Raw genomic sequence first — 15,379 nt, 5'->3', positions numbered from 1 at the left:
TTCATGCTTCTTAATAAAGTCTGTTTTAGCTCCGTTTTTATGAAAATAAGCCAAAACAGCAGCCTGGACTGTAAATCTTAAGTATGAAATCTGACCATTGACTACTGTTACTGATACATAACATGACCTATCATATTCCTAAATTAAAACATACTGAATCCGGTAACTTTTTTTTGATGGCTGGACCCTGTGCCATTGAAGGCGAGGAAATGGCCTTGGAAATAGCCGAAGAACTTGTGCGTATTTCTGACCGTCTGCAGATACCGCTTATTTTTAAAGGGTCTTACCGGAAAGCAAACCGTTCAAAGCTTGATTCTTTTACGGGCATTGGTGATGAGAAGGCGTTGAAAATACTGGCCAAGGTAAGTCAGACTTTTGACATACCCACCGTTACCGACATACATGAAACCCATGAGGCGGCCTTAGCTGCCGAATATGTAGATGTGCTTCAGATTCCTGCTTTTCTTTGCCGCCAAACAGATTTGTTGATTGCCGCCGCCCAAACAGGCAAGGTAGTGAACGTAAAGAAAGGACAGTTCTTGTCTGGTGAGTCTATGAAGTTTGCCGTGGAGAAAATACGGGAGTCGGGGAACAACAATGTTATTCTGACTGACAGGGGCAATTCCTTCGGTTATTCAGATTTAGTCGTGGACTTCCGAAACATTCCAGCCATGCGCGAAAACCAGGTGCCTGTGGTAATGGATGTAACGCATTCACTGCAGCAGCCAAACCAATCTTCAGGTGTAACCGGGGGTAGGCCAGCCTTAATAGAAACCATTGCCAAAGCCGCTATTGCCGTGGGCGCGGATGGTTTGTTTATTGAAACTCACCCAACCCCACAAACGGCCAAGTCAGACGGAGCCAACATGCTACAACTGTCTAACCTGGAAGGCCTGCTGGAAAGGCTGCTGAAAATCAGAAAAGCAATACTTTAATGAGTAATGATTAATGAACAATGATTAGTCATTAGTCATTACTCATTGTTCATTAATCATTGATTAAAATCTTAACGTGAAATGCTGTTTGGGCTGATTTGTTCTGAAGAAGACAAGGCCTATATAGAAGAGATCAACGGTAAGCAGCACCTGCGGGTGCTGCTTTATTTTTTGCCAGGCCTCCACCATTTCACCAGACCAATAGATATCGTCAAAAATAAAAACACTGCCTTCATGCGCTTTCGTGAGGCAAGCTTCAAAATAGCGGAGGGTAGGTTCTAATCTGTGGTTCCCGTCAAAGAAAGCAAAATCTAAACTCTCTACTTTCTCCAAAACCTGAGGCAAGGTGGTATTTATATTGCCTTCAACCAGTTGCACATTCTGTAACCTTAGCTTCTCAAAATTAGCACGAGCCTGCGCAGCTATGGCTGGGCAGCCTTCTAGCGTATAGACCTGTGCGGTTTTACGGGCTGAAGCTAAGTAGCTGGTAGTAAGGCCTAGTGAAGTGCCCAATTCAAGAATTGTTGCCGGTTTAAAATGATTCGCAAGCCTAAAGAGCAACTTACCTAGGCGAGGAGGTTTTGCGGCTGTACGGACAATGTCTGACACTTTCCGCTTTTTGGTTTTACCGGTGTGTGATCCAGCTCCAAAGTCTGTGACCTCCAGCACCGTCTTGTCCTCTAGAAGTTCATCTCTAAGTACTTCTACCGTATCATAGGCCGGGAAATACCCATCATGGTGTATAATAAAGCAGTAGAGGTTAAAAACGAAGGGAGAATGTAAGCCATGGGCGTTCCCTGAGCGCATCCAGAAAGAAACGTACCGGTAAAAGAGAGCAAGTGGCGGCAAAGAATGAGGTTGGGTTAATTAAGCTTGTAAGGAATGATAAGCGTAAACTCCGGAATAGACACATTAAACTGTTTGCCATCTACCAGGCGTTCCATCAGGTAAGAGCCAGCCATTTTGCCAATGCTGGTCTTTAAATTACAACCAGAAACGTACTGATGGCTTTCACCAGGTTCTAAAACGGGTTGCTGCCCAACTACACCTTCTCCCTCTACCTCTCGTACTTCGTTATTAGAATCGTATATATGCCAGTGGCGGCGTAATAACTTTACCGTAAATTCGCTGTTGTTCTCAATGGTAATCTTGTAAGCGAAGACAAAGTGCTGTTGGGCCGGGCTGGAATAGTCCGGAAGGTAGTTCGTCGTTACGTGAACGGTTACTCCTTGTGTTGTTTTCGTATCCATGTGCACCTTAATGTAAGTAATATGAGGAACAGCCTATCTGGCAAATAAGTTTAACCAGCCGGATTCTTGCCTAAAAATACGCTAAAATCTTAAAAAAGCACATCTTATATGCAGGTAAAAATTGAAGACAGTTGGCAAAAGGTACTGAAAGAGGAGTTTGAGAAGCCCTATTTCAAGCAGTTGGTCCAATTCATTAAAGAAGAATATGCTACCACAGAAGTATATCCGGCCGGGAAACAGATCTTTCATGCCTTTGAAGAATGTCCTTTTGATAAAGTACGGGTAGTAATCTTAGGGCAAGACCCTTACCATGGCAAAGGGCAAGCGAATGGTTTGGCATTTTCAGTATCTGAGGGATTGCGTACACCACCTTCGCTACTTAACATATTTAAAGAGATAGAGTCTGATTTGGGCAAGCCAATACCTCGCTCTGGAAATTTGGAAAGATGGGCAGAGCAGGGGGTACTTCTGCTGAACGCAACGCTAACGGTTAGGGCGCATCAGGCAGGGTCTCACCAGAAAAAGGGCTGGGAAGAGTTCACCGATGCCGTCATTCAGAAAGTATCAGATTTAAAAGAAAACGTGGTGTTCTTGCTGTGGGGAGCCTATGCCCAAAAGAAAGGTCAGATTATTGACGAGAAAAAGCATTTGGTGCTAAAAGCGGCTCATCCGTCTCCGTTTGCCGCGGATAAAGGATTCTTTGGTACTAGGCACTTCAGCAAAACCAATGCTTACCTGCGCGAGCATGGAAAGCCAGAAGTTGAATGGTAAGGAGCTGTTTTGGGCTGTTTTTCAAAAAACAGCCCCAAAACAGCTGAATTATTTCACAGCCCCGAAAGCGGCAAAACAGCCATTTTTATGTAATAGCTCCGTTTGCCGGAAACCAACTTTCTGCAGTAGTTCCAGCTGAAAGCTCACCGACCGCGGCGAGTCTTCTTTCTCAATATAAGCCAGCACAAGATCAGTGTACTCTGGTCCGCCTACACTGGTTAAATAGTCTGCATATCGTTGCCAGAACATCTTGTTTATCTCCGGCGAATCATGCACCACTAAATCAGAAATCCAAAGCGATCCGCCTTCGCGCAGGGCGTTGTAAAGCTTCTGAAACACAAACTCCCAGTCTTCTTCGTCTCTAAGGTGATGTAGCACAGCGCCAGCCAGAATAATGTCATATTGGTGCTCCGGAAATATGATCTCTCTGATATCTCCCCGCAGCGTCCCTACTTTTCCTGCGGTTTTAGGCAGCACCCTTTCTTTGGCTTTGTCCAACATTGGCTGGCTTAAATCGAGCAGCGTGCAATCTAAATCTGGTATTTTAGAGAGCATCTTCAAAGTAAAGTTTCCCGCGCCGCAGCCCACGTCCAGCAAACGGTGAGCCTGTGGAGTGGAATAGAGGGCGGCCTCTGTGATCAGCTCTAAACAAAGTGGGGCGTCAATGGTAGAAAGCTGTCCAGTCTCCAGGTTTGCAAATCTCTCTACATCCTGATCAAAGCGTTCCTCAATTTCTTTGATCGATGATTTTTCATACAAAGGAATTGCCATGGCCGTAACATTTAAGGTAAGAAATTAGAGTAGCGAATGCTGCCTGTAAAGTATCAATTTTCATTAGAAAAGTAAATGTTAGACACTGTTTTTGGCTTATTTTATGAAAACTGGCCCTAAAACAAGATAATCTAATCCAAGGCTTCGGCAATAGAGACAAAACGATACCCTCTAGATTCTAACTCCCGCATTAGCGTGTATAAGTGGTGATACAATTTGTCAGTGCGGGCGGGGTCGGTACCCAGGTGCAAGAGGAGCAGATAACCGTTGAGCCCCTTGGCATCTTTCTTTTCTCTATTTAAAATTGATTCTAAAATTTCATTGCTACTGCGGTATTGTTTACCAAGGCTAGGATAAGTGTAGTCGGCGTGGGAGAGGGTGCCTGGCGAGTAATTTATGAGAGTAAAACCCAATTCTTCTGTCCAGTCAGCAATGGTAGAGTTATACCATTCATAAGGCGGCAAGAAAAATGGGGCATCTTGCTGGGTTATGCCAAACCGAGCCATCTCAGCATAGTTGGCGTAAAGGTCTACTACAAACTGCCCTTTAGAAACCAGCAATGAGTCCCGATTGCCCCAATCTGCGTATAGCAGATGTTTATCAGAATGTGCGCCTAAATAATGCCCGTCTTTCTTCAGCCCTTTAATTACTTTTTTGAAAGCCGGGTTTCGGTAAAAGTCTCCAGTCAGGAAAAAGGATGCTTTTGCCTGGTGTTCTCGCAATACCTTCCTAATGGTGGCGTAGCCATCGGCAAACTCATGGCCAGTAAAAATCAGCGCCACTTCTTTCTGTGACGTGTTGCCTCTAATGATGGCTCCCTGAAAAGTATCTACTTTTTTTTTACAGCGGAAGAAGTGGAGCTACCCTCCATCTGAAGCGCAGAAAGCAAAAAGCTTAAACTGGCGGTACCGTCCATGGTAGGTTCATTGGTGGAATAATCACCGTGGTCATCGTGGTAAACGACCAAATCAGACTGAAAAGGGGCAAATTCGTCTTCAGCGTCTAGCTTTAATCCTTTTAAGTTGCCGAAAATGCTGTTGTACACAGGTCCGTCTACTAAGCCTCCGCTCAATTTGTAACCGTGCAATAATGCTAAAGAAGAATGCGGGTTATCAGGGTAATCACCGTTACTGAAGGGCAGGCCTATGATCATGCTAGTTCCCCACGGATTCACCCCAAACAGCCAGTCCCGCAATGAAGCTTCCATTTGGGCGTAGCGGGTGTCACCTGTGAGTTGCCTGTAAAGTATTGCTTGTGTGGCCAGACCAGCCACCAAATTGTTAGAACACCAAATAAACGGAACCCCCATCAAAAAGGCGTTTCCATTCCCACGGCTGTACACAGCTTCTAACCCATTTTTCAAGTTGCTAATGAATTCTTGCTTAATAGATTCATCTTTAGAAGCTCCTAAATAATAATGACCGAGATTAATAAAAGGGTACCACTGGTAATGGCGGGCTGTATCTTTACCTAACCAAGGAGTAAGGGGTTCTTGCCTGCCGTATTCTGCTGCTTTCTGCAAATAGGTTGTTTCACCAGTTAACTGATGCAGCTGCACGGCAGCCAGCTCCATGTCATCTACCCAGTTGTCTTCTTCATAAAAGTAGGGGGCTTTGCCTGGTGCCGTTTGGGCCACTCCAGGTCTAGCCGCGCCGTAGGCATACGCCTGTTGAGCCTTTGTTCGTAGTCCTTGGGCATAAGCCGGATAGTATTGTTTCAGCAGCTGAGCCCCTAAACTAAAGGCAGAGGAAAACTTGCCTGCCGTAGAGGCTGCTCCGGTAGAGCGGTTTTTGTGTTGGAAAGAACCTTGAGGTTTACCGGTAATCACGTACACTGGTCGTTCCTGACCAGGCCCTTTGCCGTAGTCTACTTTATCATGGTTCGGGAGGCGGTAACCCGCATGGTCACGGTCATCGGCTATTTGGTTGAACATCAGGTCAGCCTCCGGGTACATTTTCAGAAGCCAATCAAGCCCCCATTTTGCCTCGTCTAGAATATCGGGTATACCATTTGTGCCTTCCAAACCATTAGCTAAGTAGTTGTCTTTAAAAGCCTGCGGATTTTGAGCATAGGCAAAGAGCAATTGAAACGTGGCATTTGCCGAGGTAGTGACATACTGCAGGTAATCAGAGGCATCGTGCCAGCCACCCTTCACATTTACATAGGTAGAGTCAAGCGAAGGATTGGGGTGAAACACCATAAATCCATCTTTGGTATGGCAGGAGTCTTTCAGGAACGGATTAAACCCGCACCGTTGCTGCCGCATGTAGTGAAGCACAAAATCAGCTGTTCCATCATACACCTCGGCTTCAATCTTGAAGACTGGAGATTTTGTGCCGCCCGCCTGAAGATAGTAGGTACCCGGCTTTTGAAAGCTGCTAAACTCTAAGCGATAAGTTTGGGTAAAGGCAGCATATGCTCCATAATCCTGCGGTCTCTTTCCTTTGTACACAACTTTGTTAGTTGTAGCGTCATGTAGGGTGAAGTGCTTTATCTTTTCGTTCTTTTTACCCGCCCAAACAGCAGCTTTCACGGAATGGGGTAAATAGCCTAACTGATTCACCCTAATCCATGCCTGGGGAGTAGGAGCTTGTGCCTGAAGTTTAAACGACAAAAGACACAACAGTAGGGTAAAAGATTGTAAAGCAATTTTCATAGTAGCGGGTTATATACCCTAAGATACTTTTCTTAAATTTTATTAAAAAGAAATTCCCCCCTAAACAACGTTACCGACAGTTTAGGGGGGAATAAAAATTCTTTTTTAGGCCTGTTTAAAACAACTGTTTAGTTAATTCCTCTGAAAATACGGCTCCAGCGGATTTTATCTAGTAAACCTTCGGTAGGGTCAGCTGACATCCAGATCAACACTGCTTTACCCACAATATGGTTTTCTGGAACAAAGCCCCAAAATCGGGAGTCAAGGGAGTCGTGGCGGTTGTCGCCCATCATCCAGTAATAGTTTTGGGTGAAGGTATACTCCGTGATCTGCTTGCCGTCAATGGTAATTGTTGAATCCGTCACGACTACGTTTTCTAGGCCTTCGTATTTCTCAATAGCCATGCTGTAAAAAGGAATAGTCTGGGCATTAATGGGTACCGTCATACCTTCGGCTGGTATGACAAAGGGGCCAAAGTTGTCTTTATTAAACGGATACATAGAGGGCTTGAAAGGAAAAACCTTGGGGTCGGCCACGCCTATGCTGTCTTTGTTTATTCTTACTTCTTTCAGAAAATCATAGCCTGAAAGTTTTTCAGCCGTTTCTGGGGTAGTGTTTATCACAAATAAAGCACCACCATGATAATCCTGAACATCAGTGATGTCGTGCTCTTTGAAAAACTTAGGGTTTATAGGCGTTTGGGCAAAGAGGGTATAGGAATACTGCACCTTCTCTGGGTCAGGTAACTCTTTCCCATCAATGTACACCTGCATGTCTATCATCCGGATGGTGTCTCCGGCAATGCCTATGCAGCGTTTAATGTAGTTTGTTTTCAGGTCAGCGGGGTGCTGGTCTTCAAACGGAACATTGAATACCACCACGTCATTGTTTTTCACGGAAGAAAAACCAGGAAGGCGGTAGGAGTTCAGCTGAATGGCATCAGAATAGGAAGGGATGTTGGTGCCCCAAATTGTTTGGTGCGTAAGCGGAACCTGCAGTGGTGTAATGGGGGTACGTGCCCCGTAATGCAGCTTACTCACAAAAAGGTAATCACCCACCAGCAATGATTTCTCCATGGAAGGAGTGGGAATAGTATACGCCTCAAAAGTTGCCCATCTGATGAGCGTGGCTGCTACCACGGCAAAAAGAATGGCGTCTCCCCATTCACGCATGAAGCCTTTCTTTTGCTTTGGCTTGGCGTCTTTTTTGGTCCAGAATCGGATGCTCATTTAATCTCAATTAAAGTTGTAGCAAATCATTCATGCCAAAGACGCCTTGTCGGCCAGGCATCCATTCGGCAGCCAAAATGGCGCCGCTGGCAAAGCCTTCTCTGGTATGTGCTACATGGTGTAACTCAAAGGTATCGTTTTCTGAGGTGTATTTCACAATATGAGTACCTACAACTTCACCCTCGCGCTCAGATTCTACTCCTAAAATAGAAGGTTCCTCGGTTTTGTCGTTGATCCAGCCTTTCTTGGAGGGGTAGTGCTTTATAATGCCATCGGCAATAGAGAGGGCAGTGCCACTGGGTTGGTCTAGCTTATGCACGTGGTGAATTTCCTTTACCGCAACGTTATAATTTGGGTGTTGCTGCATTTTCTGGGCCACATATTCATTGAAATGGAAGAACAGATTTACGCCTACGCTAAAGTTGGAGGCATAAAGCAATGAGCCTTTCAGTTCCTGGCACTTTTCTTTCACCAAGGGTAAGTGCTGCAGCCAACCGGTGGTACCGCATACTACCGGTATGTTGTTTTTAAAGCAGGTAATGATGTTCTCCACGGCCGCATCGGGGCTGGTGAATTCAATAGCTACATCTACCTGTTCAGAAGTATATGAAGACAGCGTGTGGGCATCGTCTACTGTTAGGGTGCCTACAATGTCATGCCCTTTGGCTTTGGCCAAACGTTCAATGGTCTGACCCATTTTACCATAGCCTATCAAAAGAATTCGCATTATCGCTTTAAGTTAAATTGGAGAGTAAGGGCAGGGGAATAACTGTTGGTGGCGGCTATTGGAATCAGGTTGGGCTTTAATTCCAACGACAAATCATCATTCACATCAAACGCTTTCAGGTGGGCGTGAACGTGCGCCTCCATAATGTTAAGCCCATACGCCAAAAAGGCAAGAATAATATCTAGGTCGCGGTACTTCCGGAAAAAATCGCGTCCGCGGCGAAGGTTGTTGGTGCCGTGGTCCTGGTAAAGCCCCACCCCGTAATTAGGGTCATTGACGTAGGCATCAACTGTTTCTGGGTCGCCATCTGTTCTTAGTTCCAGAGCCCTGGCAAATCCCTGATACTTTTTGTTGTTGTCGTAAATAAAATACCCTATCACGGCGCCGGTAGCGTATATCAGAGGTATTTTCCAGTAGCTTCTATTGTAGGCTTGCCCTAGTCCCGGAAGCACAGCAGAGTAAAAAGCAGCCTTGGCTGGCGGAGACCAATCTTTTAAAAACCTTTTCCGTTCCACCGTTTCTACCTCAGGAGTCGGAATCAGCACCGAATCAGGTGTAGCCGTAACGACTTGTGCCTTTACCTCAGACCCTAAGGCCAAGGCAAAGGCACAAATAAGAAATGCCATTACTTCTTTTACCCGCATGTTACGCGTAGTTAAGTATCTCTAATATTCTGTTTAGCTCATCAACCGACACAAAAGGAATTTTGATTTCCCCTTTGCCCTCAGGCGACGCCTTTACATGAATACGGGTTCCGAAATAAGAAGATAATTTAGATTCAACCCGCCTCACTTCATTCTCCAACGGATGTAAATCTAATTTGGTCTGTGGGTCTGGTTTTTTGTTTTGAGCATTCAGGTTCCGTACCAGTTCTTCCACCTTACGTACAGAAAGCTCCTCGGCTACAATTTTACGGTATACCTCCAACTGCTTCTCCACATCATCTATGTTGATCACGGCGCGGGCATGACCCATAGAGATGAGGTTATCGCGGATACCAATCTGAATGTCTGGCGGAAGCTTAAGCAGGCGCAAGTAGTTCGTAACGGTGGTTCTTTTCTTACCCACGCGGTCTCCTAATTCCTCCTGCTTCAAATTACACTCACTCAGCAGGCGCTGATAGGAGAGGGCAATTTCAATGGCGTTTAGGTTCTCGCGCTGAATGTTCTCAATCAGGGCCATTTCCAGCATCTGCTGGTCATCGGCTTTCCGGATATAGGCCGGAATAGTGTCAAGACCGGCTAATTTGGCAGCTTGGAAACGACGTTCACCTGAGATTAATTGATACGCATCAGCACTAAGCTGCCGAACCGTGATAGGCTGAATAATGCCCTGCACTCGAATAGACTCCGCCAGTTCCTCAAGTGCCACTTGGTCAAAGTGGGTACGGGGCTGAAACGGGTTGGTCTCAATTAGGGAAAGCTTTATATCGGCGATAGTATTAACGGCATGAAGGGTGGAAGAATCAGTTTTAGGTTCATAACCGCCCGTAATAAGGGCGTTGAGGCCCCGGCCGAGGCCTCCGGTTTTTTTCTTGGCTGAGTTATCAGACATTTAATTTCTCTTTCTAAAATTATTGGGCAACGGCCACCCCGTTTTTCTCTACAATCTCTCTGGCCAGGTTCAGGTAGCTAATAGCTCCTTTGCTTTCGGCGTCGTGCAATATTGCCGGCACCCCAAAACTTGGCGACTCACTCAACTTCACGTTACGGGGAATGATGGTGTCGAACACCATTTGCTGAAAGTGTGTTTTCACTTCCTCCACCACCTGGTTTGAAAGGCGAAGACGCACATCATACATGGTCAGCAGCAGGCCTTCAATCTCCAGGTCAGGGTTTAGGCGGGACTGAATGATTTTGATAGTGTTCAGCAGTTTGCCTAATCCCTCTAAAGCGAAATACTCGCACTGCACCGGAATAATGACAGAGTCAGCGGCGGTAAGGGAGTTTACCGTAATCAATCCCAAAGAAGGAGAGCAGTCAATAATGATGAAATCGTACTTCTCCTTTAGGGGCGCTAACACCTGTTTCATTTTCTCCTCGCGGTTTGGCAGGTTGATCATTTCTACCTCAGCGCCTACAAGGTCAATATGTGACGGAATAAGGTCGAGGTAATCAATGGGGGAGGTAAGAATAATCTCATCTACGCCAGTGCCATCTACCATGCACTGGTAAATGCTTTTTTCAATATTGTTCGGGTCAAACCCTATACCCGAGGTAGCGTTGGCCTGTGGGTCAGCATCTACCAAAAGGGTTCTAAATTCTAAAGCGGCTAAGCTGGCTGCCAGGTTAATGGCCGACGTGGTTTTGCCCACGCCGCCTTTTTGGTTGGCAACGGCAATTATTTTTCCCATTCTACAGGTTACAGTTCAACAGTTTGACCAATCTCCATCAAAATCAACTCCTTCTGCTGACGTCGGGCAAGCTCCAACGCCTCTACATGGTCTATCTCAATGTACGGGAAGGTGTCATAATGCATCCCGATTATTTTCTTCACATTCACGTAGTTGGCGGCAACCAAGGCATCTTCCACATCCATGGTGAAATTATCGCCAATAGGCAGGAATGCGAAGTCCAGACGATAGCGCTCGCCAATTAATTTCATGTCAAGGGTAAGGGCGGTGTCACCAGCGAAATAGAAGGTTTTCTCACCACTTTCCACCACAAAACCGGCTGCGGCGCCTCCGTAGGTACCATCTGGCAAAGCATTGGAGTGAATGGCGTTTACCATTTTTACCGTTCCGAAGGGCAGGTGAACCTTGCCCCCAATGTTCATGGGGTGTCCGTTTTCCACGCCTTTGTTCTGGTACCAGCTCACAATCTCAAAATTAGCTACCAAGGTGGCGCCGGTTTTCTTTAGAAAATATTCAGCATCCGCTACGTGGTCCTGGTGCCCGTGCGAAAGCAGAATATAGTCACATTCAATGGAATCCAGCTCAATTGCTGAAGCCAGGGGATTCGGAGAGATGAAAGGATCAAACAGAACCTTTGTGCCCCCTAGGTCTAAAAGAAAGCAGGATTGACCGTAGTATGTGATTTCCATAGTTGTCGCTTTTTAAGGTACTTGTTTGAGTTCTATAAAAAACTTTGACAAAGATAACGCTTTTTAGATACACTTTTTAGCGCCATTTATCAACACTTTAAAGGTATTTATCCCCATTTCTGCCAAAGGTATTTTAAGATTTGTATGCAGTGTCTGCGAAAGTAAAGATTTAAAAATTAAATGTTTGTGTGGGCTGAATGGTAGAATAACATAAAGAGAAGGCACGGCTTTACCCTATTGTAAGGTAGAAGCAAACAATAGTAAAACGTGTTCATGCTAAGCCCTAGTATAGAAGCTGTTTTTCTTTTGCAGAAGCTACCAAGATGTAGTCTGTTTTGGCCATGTTTTTATAAAACCAGGCCTAAAACAGAAAGCCCACTCTATCTAGAGCGGGCTTTCTGTTTTAGGTTGCTAACGAGATTATTTAGTGCGCTTCTTGCGCTCGGCTTCTTTTTCAGCCGCCATTTTCATGGCGTCCTGTAAACGTTTCTGAAAGCCACCTTTGGGCTCTTTGCCTTTGTTTTTCTCTTGATACTCTTCCAGGTTCTTCCGGATTTTGTCATCATCTACAAAACGGCGGATAATGGCTTGCTGCCCGAAGGTAACGATGTTTGACACAAAGTAGTAGAAGCTCAAACCTGCCGGAAAGCTGTTCAATACGAACATGAAAATCACAGGCATCAGGTAAGAGTAGAATTTCATAGGCCCCTGAATGGTGCTTACCTGGTTGTTAGACCATGTATACAGAATGGTAGAGGCTGTCATGAGCAAGGTGAACATACTCACGTGGCTACCATAAAACGGTATGGTGAACGGCAGGCGTGCAAATACATCGTACGTACTCAGGTCATGTGCCCACAGGAATGGTTCCTGGCGCAGTTCAATTGAGTTCGGGAAGAAGTTGAACATGGCAAACAGAATAGGGATCTGCAACAGCATAGGTATACAGCCGCTCATAGGGTTCACGCCCATTTTAGAGTAGAGCGCCATGGTTTCCGTCTGCGTTTTCTGCATGTCACCGTCATTCTTCTCTTTGATGGCGTCAATCTCTGGCTTAAGCACCTTCATCTTGGCCATAGAGATATATGACTTGTAGGTAAGCGGGCTCAGAATCAATTTAATGTACAGTACAAGTAAAATGATGATGATGCCGTAGTTGCCGATATAGTCTTCTAAGAAGTCAAACGCAGGCAGGATGAGCAGTTTGTTAACCCACGCAAAAATGCCCCAACCTAGCTCTAGGTTCCGGTCAAAGTCAGGTGCAACGTTTTTCAGGATGTCATATTCGTTAGGGCCGAAGTAATAGGTGAAATGGCCTTTGTTTGTCAGAACATCTTGCACCGGAATGGCAACCGTAGAACGCAGTAACTTCACCTGGGTAGTATCAGCTTCATTAAATTCACTGTGTACTTCGGCACTGGCAAATAGATTATTGGCAATAATAGCTGCCGTAAAGAAGTTCTGCTTATTGGCTATCCATTTAACTGGCTCCTCCAGTTTCTCTGTCTCAGGGTCTGTGGCGCTGGCAGAAAGGTAGTCGAAACCACCGTCAGCGGTATAATAGTTGATGGTGGAGTGGGCGCGGTTTTGCTTTATGTCCTGCTCCAGGCGCTTTAGCTCATCTGACCAGGTAAGCATAATTGGCTGCTGGGCCACCAGTGGCTCCATGCCCTGAAAATTAAGCTGATACTCTACCTGATAGGCCTTTTCGCGGAGAGTGTACACCTGTTCAATCTGCTGACCTGGGGCTACCTGTGCCGTGAAAGTGATAGATTTCGCCGGCAGGCCTTCTACAGTAGTGGTTTTAACAGCCGATGGTTGGAAATACAGATCATTTAATCGAATAGTGCGACCAGACTTGGTTTGGAAGGTAAACACCTGCTGGCTGCTTTTCTCATCAAACAACACCAACGGCTTTTGGTCATAGGTCTTGTAATGCTTCAGCAAAGCCTCAGAGATTTTACCGCCTTTGCTGTTTAATGAAACTTTTAGAACATCATTCTCCAATACTGCTGTCTGGCTCTGGCCAGTAGCAAGGTTACCAAACTCACCTAAGCTGGATACTTGCTGGGCAAGAGCCAGAGAGTCATTGATAGGGGTAGCCGCGGCGTTAGAAGAATCTGCAGCACCGGTGTCGGTAATAGTGGTGATAGCGGGTTTAGTAGGCTGTGGCTGCGGCTTGTCCATAAAGAACATGCTGTAGACCATAATCAACACGGCAATCAGGCCTAAACCTATTGCTTGGTTCTTATCCATAGGTAATTATAAGAGGTTATTTGTTTCTATTTTTAGTGTGTGTAATGGCGGCCTTTATAAAGCGCACAAACAGCGGGTGCGGGCTCAATACAGTACTTTTCAGTTCTGGGTGATACTGAGCCCCCACAAACCATGGGTGGTTTTGCAGCTCAACTACTTCCACTAGACCTGTGGTAGGGTTTATGCCCGAAGCAATCATGCCGGCTTCCTGAAATGCCTCAAGGTACTTGTTGTTAAACTCGTAGCGGTGACGGTGGCGTTCTTGTATATGGCCCTTACCGTATGCTTGATACGCTTTAGAGCCTCGTTTTAAATCACATTCATAAGAGCCCAAGCGCATGGTGCCGCCTTTCTGGGTAACTTGCTTCTGCTCCTCCATCATATCTATGACAGGGTATGAGGTAGTTGGGTTCATTTCGGTGGAAGCGGCATCGGTCCAACCCAAAACATTGCGGGCAAATTCAACGGCGGCGCATTGCATGCCCAAACAGATGCCGAAGAAAGGAATGCCGCTTTCCCGCACGTACCTAATGGCTTCTAACTTGCCTTCAAATCCGCGTTCACCAAAGCCAGGCGCCACCAATACGCCGTCCATGTGCTGTAAGTGGCTAGACACGTTCTCAAAAGAGATTTGTTCTGACTGAATAAACTTGAGGTGTACTTTGCACTCATTGAAAGCGCCTGCGTGAATAAATGCCTCTATAATAGATTTATAGGCATCTGGCAGCTCCACGTACTTACCCACCAAAGCTATTTTAACTTCTTCGGTAGGGTTTTTCAGGCGGCCCAGAAACTCTTTCCAGCTATCTAGATTGATATCCTGGCGGCTGGTCAATTTCAGCTTTTTCATGGCGCGCTCATCCAGCTTCTCTTTTTTCATGAGAAGCGGCACGTCATAAATCGTCTCGGCGTCTAGAGACTCAATAACGGCATTAGGAGCCACGTTACAGAACAACGCAATTTTCTTGCGCATTTCAGCCGGAATAGGGTATTCTGAGCGGCATACCAATACATCAGGCTGCACTCCGGCTTCTGACAGGGCTCTAACAGAATGTTGGGTTGGCTTGGTTTTAAGCTCACCGGCGGCTTTCAGGTAGGGAAGAAGCGTCAGGTGTATGACCATAGAATCTGTGGGAGATAGTTCCCAGCGCAACTGACGAACAGCTTCTATGAAAGGCAAAGATTCAATGTCGCCCACGCAGCCACCAATTTCGGTGATGACTACATCAAACTCTCCTGTTTGCCCTAAAAGCAGCATGCGGCGTTTGATTTCGTCAGTAATATGGGGTACAACCTGAACCGTTTTACCTAAATAAGCCCCCTGGCGCTCTTGCGTAATGACATGGTTGTAAATGCGGCCCGTAGTCACATTATTCGCCTGAGAGGTGGGGGTGTTCAGAAAACGCTCGTAATGCCCAAGATCCAGATCGGTCTCGGCGCCGTCATCGGTCACGAAACACTCCCCGTGTTCATACGGGTTGAGGGTGCCCGGATCAATGTTGATGTAAGGATCGAACTTTTGGATAGTCACCGAAAAGCCCCTCGCTTGCAGTAGTTTAGCCAATGAAGCCGAGATGATGCCTTTCCCGAGGGAGGACGTAACCCCTCCGGTAACGAAAATATATTTAGCAGAAGCCATAAGTAGTGTTTGTCTTATGGACTGCAAAGTTAGGGTAAATAATTAGAACGGCAGGGAAAATGTTTAGATGAGCAGGGTTTTAGAGTCTGCAGGTTCTGGGGAT

General features: G+C 46.0%; 15 protein-coding genes. 2 read left to right on the top strand and 13 right to left on the bottom strand.

Going from position 1 to position 15,379, the window contains the following annotated elements:
- Positions 1 to 122 precede the first annotated feature (122 nt).
- Positions 123 to 935, top strand: coding sequence for a 3-deoxy-8-phosphooctulonate synthase (gene kdsA / locus A8O23_RS02530; RefSeq protein ID WP_066616113.1), 813 nt, complete (start codon positions 123 to 125; stop codon positions 933 to 935).
- 63 nt (positions 936 to 998) lie between these two features.
- Here kdsA and A8O23_RS02525 read toward each other — a convergent pair whose 3' ends face one another.
- Both A8O23_RS02525 and apaG read right to left on the bottom strand, forming a co-directional pair.
- Complete coding sequence (locus A8O23_RS02525; RefSeq protein WP_239693315.1) at positions 999 to 1,784, bottom strand: O-methyltransferase; 786 nt, start codon at positions 1,782 to 1,784, stop codon at positions 999 to 1,001.
- A gap of 14 nt (positions 1,785 to 1,798) precedes the next feature.
- Positions 1,799 to 2,185: a Co2+/Mg2+ efflux protein ApaG gene (apaG, locus tag A8O23_RS02520; RefSeq protein ID WP_066616941.1), complete on the bottom strand. Its 387-nt coding sequence runs from the start codon at positions 2,183 to 2,185 to the stop codon at positions 1,799 to 1,801.
- Between the two features lie 108 nt (positions 2,186 to 2,293).
- Here apaG and ung point away from each other — a divergent pair, with 108 nt between their 5' ends.
- Positions 2,294 to 2,956: a uracil-DNA glycosylase gene (ung, locus tag A8O23_RS02515; protein ID WP_066616109.1), complete on the top strand. Its 663-nt coding sequence runs from the start codon at positions 2,294 to 2,296 to the stop codon at positions 2,954 to 2,956.
- A 48-nt stretch (positions 2,957 to 3,004) separates the two neighbouring features.
- On the opposite strand, the gene A8O23_RS02510 is transcribed toward ung, so the two are convergent.
- The 11 genes from A8O23_RS02510 to A8O23_RS02460 form a co-directional block, all read right to left on the bottom strand.
- Positions 3,005 to 3,727: a class I SAM-dependent methyltransferase gene (locus tag A8O23_RS02510; RefSeq protein WP_066616107.1), complete on the bottom strand. Its 723-nt coding sequence runs from the start codon at positions 3,725 to 3,727 to the stop codon at positions 3,005 to 3,007.
- A 131-nt stretch (positions 3,728 to 3,858) separates the two neighbouring features.
- Positions 3,859 to 4,509, bottom strand: a complete 651-nt coding sequence (locus A8O23_RS21830) for a polysaccharide deacetylase family protein (RefSeq protein ID WP_239693314.1) — start codon at positions 4,507 to 4,509, stop codon at positions 3,859 to 3,861.
- 47 nt (positions 4,510 to 4,556) lie between these two features.
- Positions 4,557 to 6,383 carry a glycoside hydrolase family 9 protein gene (locus tag A8O23_RS02500; protein WP_066616102.1) on the bottom strand — a complete coding sequence of 609 codons (1,827 nt, stop codon included), beginning with the start codon at positions 6,381 to 6,383 and terminating at the stop codon, positions 4,557 to 4,559.
- A gap of 128 nt (positions 6,384 to 6,511) precedes the next feature.
- On the bottom strand, positions 6,512 to 7,612 hold the full coding sequence (gene lepB, locus A8O23_RS02495; protein ID WP_066616099.1) for a signal peptidase I: 1,101 nt from the start codon (positions 7,610 to 7,612) through the stop codon (positions 6,512 to 6,514).
- A 10-nt stretch (positions 7,613 to 7,622) separates the two neighbouring features.
- On the bottom strand, positions 7,623 to 8,339 hold the full coding sequence (dapB, locus tag A8O23_RS02490) for a 4-hydroxy-tetrahydrodipicolinate reductase (RefSeq protein WP_066616097.1): 717 nt from the start codon (positions 8,337 to 8,339) through the stop codon (positions 7,623 to 7,625).
- Complete coding sequence (locus A8O23_RS02485) at positions 8,339 to 8,965, bottom strand: DUF5683 domain-containing protein (RefSeq protein WP_153042052.1); 627 nt, start codon at positions 8,963 to 8,965, stop codon at positions 8,339 to 8,341. Before A8O23_RS02485 ends, dapB begins: the two co-directional genes overlap by 1 nt.
- A 19-nt stretch (positions 8,966 to 8,984) precedes the next feature.
- Positions 8,985 to 9,893, bottom strand: coding sequence for a ParB/RepB/Spo0J family partition protein (locus A8O23_RS02480; RefSeq protein WP_066616092.1), 909 nt, complete (start codon positions 9,891 to 9,893; stop codon positions 8,985 to 8,987).
- Between the two features lie 19 nt (positions 9,894 to 9,912).
- A complete protein-coding gene (locus tag A8O23_RS02475; RefSeq protein ID WP_066616090.1) occupies positions 9,913 to 10,692 on the bottom strand; it encodes a ParA family protein in 780 nt (259 codons plus the stop codon).
- 8 nt (positions 10,693 to 10,700) lie between these two features.
- Entirely contained in the window at positions 10,701 to 11,381 is a 681-nt protein-coding gene (locus A8O23_RS02470; protein WP_066616088.1) for a metal-dependent hydrolase, read from the bottom strand.
- Between the two features lie 420 nt (positions 11,382 to 11,801).
- Entirely contained in the window at positions 11,802 to 13,637 is a 1,836-nt protein-coding gene (gene yidC, locus A8O23_RS02465) for a membrane protein insertase YidC (protein WP_066616086.1), read from the bottom strand.
- A 16-nt stretch (positions 13,638 to 13,653) separates the two neighbouring features.
- On the bottom strand, positions 13,654 to 15,276 hold the full coding sequence (locus tag A8O23_RS02460) for a CTP synthase (RefSeq protein WP_066616084.1): 1,623 nt from the start codon (positions 15,274 to 15,276) through the stop codon (positions 13,654 to 13,656).
- Positions 15,277 to 15,379 lie beyond the last annotated feature (103 nt).

This window comes from Rufibacter roseus, assembly GCF_001647285.1.
In the GTDB taxonomy this organism is placed as follows: domain Bacteria; phylum Bacteroidota; class Bacteroidia; order Cytophagales; family Hymenobacteraceae; genus Nibribacter; species Nibribacter roseus.
Note: the sequence above shows the minus strand (reverse complement) of the source record. Positions and strands in the feature narration are given on the sequence as shown.

Coding starts and splice junctions, on each gene's coding strand:
- kdsA (WP_066616113.1), top strand. CDS start 123: ATGACCTATCATATTCCTAAATTAAAACATACTGAATCCGGTAACTTT.
- apaG (WP_066616941.1), bottom strand. CDS start 2,185: ATGGATACGAAAACAACACAAGGAGTAACCGTTCACGTAACGACGAAC.
- ung (WP_066616109.1), top strand. CDS start 2,294: ATGCAGGTAAAAATTGAAGACAGTTGGCAAAAGGTACTGAAAGAGGAG.
- A8O23_RS02510 (WP_066616107.1), bottom strand. CDS start 3,727: ATGGCAATTCCTTTGTATGAAAAATCATCGATCAAAGAAATTGAGGAA.
- A8O23_RS02500 (WP_066616102.1), bottom strand. CDS start 6,383: ATGAAAATTGCTTTACAATCTTTTACCCTACTGTTGTGTCTTTTGTCG.
- lepB (WP_066616099.1), bottom strand. CDS start 7,612: ATGAGCATCCGATTCTGGACCAAAAAAGACGCCAAGCCAAAGCAAAAG.
- dapB (WP_066616097.1), bottom strand. CDS start 8,339: ATGCGAATTCTTTTGATAGGCTATGGTAAAATGGGTCAGACCATTGAA.
- A8O23_RS02485 (WP_153042052.1), bottom strand. CDS start 8,965: ATGGCATTTCTTATTTGTGCCTTTGCCTTGGCCTTAGGGTCTGAGGTA.
- A8O23_RS02480 (WP_066616092.1), bottom strand. CDS start 9,893: ATGTCTGATAACTCAGCCAAGAAAAAAACCGGAGGCCTCGGCCGGGGC.
- A8O23_RS02475 (WP_066616090.1), bottom strand. CDS start 10,692: ATGGGAAAAATAATTGCCGTTGCCAACCAAAAAGGCGGCGTGGGCAAA.
- A8O23_RS02470 (WP_066616088.1), bottom strand. CDS start 11,381: ATGGAAATCACATACTACGGTCAATCCTGCTTTCTTTTAGACCTAGGG.
- yidC (WP_066616086.1), bottom strand. CDS start 13,637: ATGGATAAGAACCAAGCAATAGGTTTAGGCCTGATTGCCGTGTTGATT.
- A8O23_RS02460 (WP_066616084.1), bottom strand. CDS start 15,276: ATGGCTTCTGCTAAATATATTTTCGTTACCGGAGGGGTTACGTCCTCC.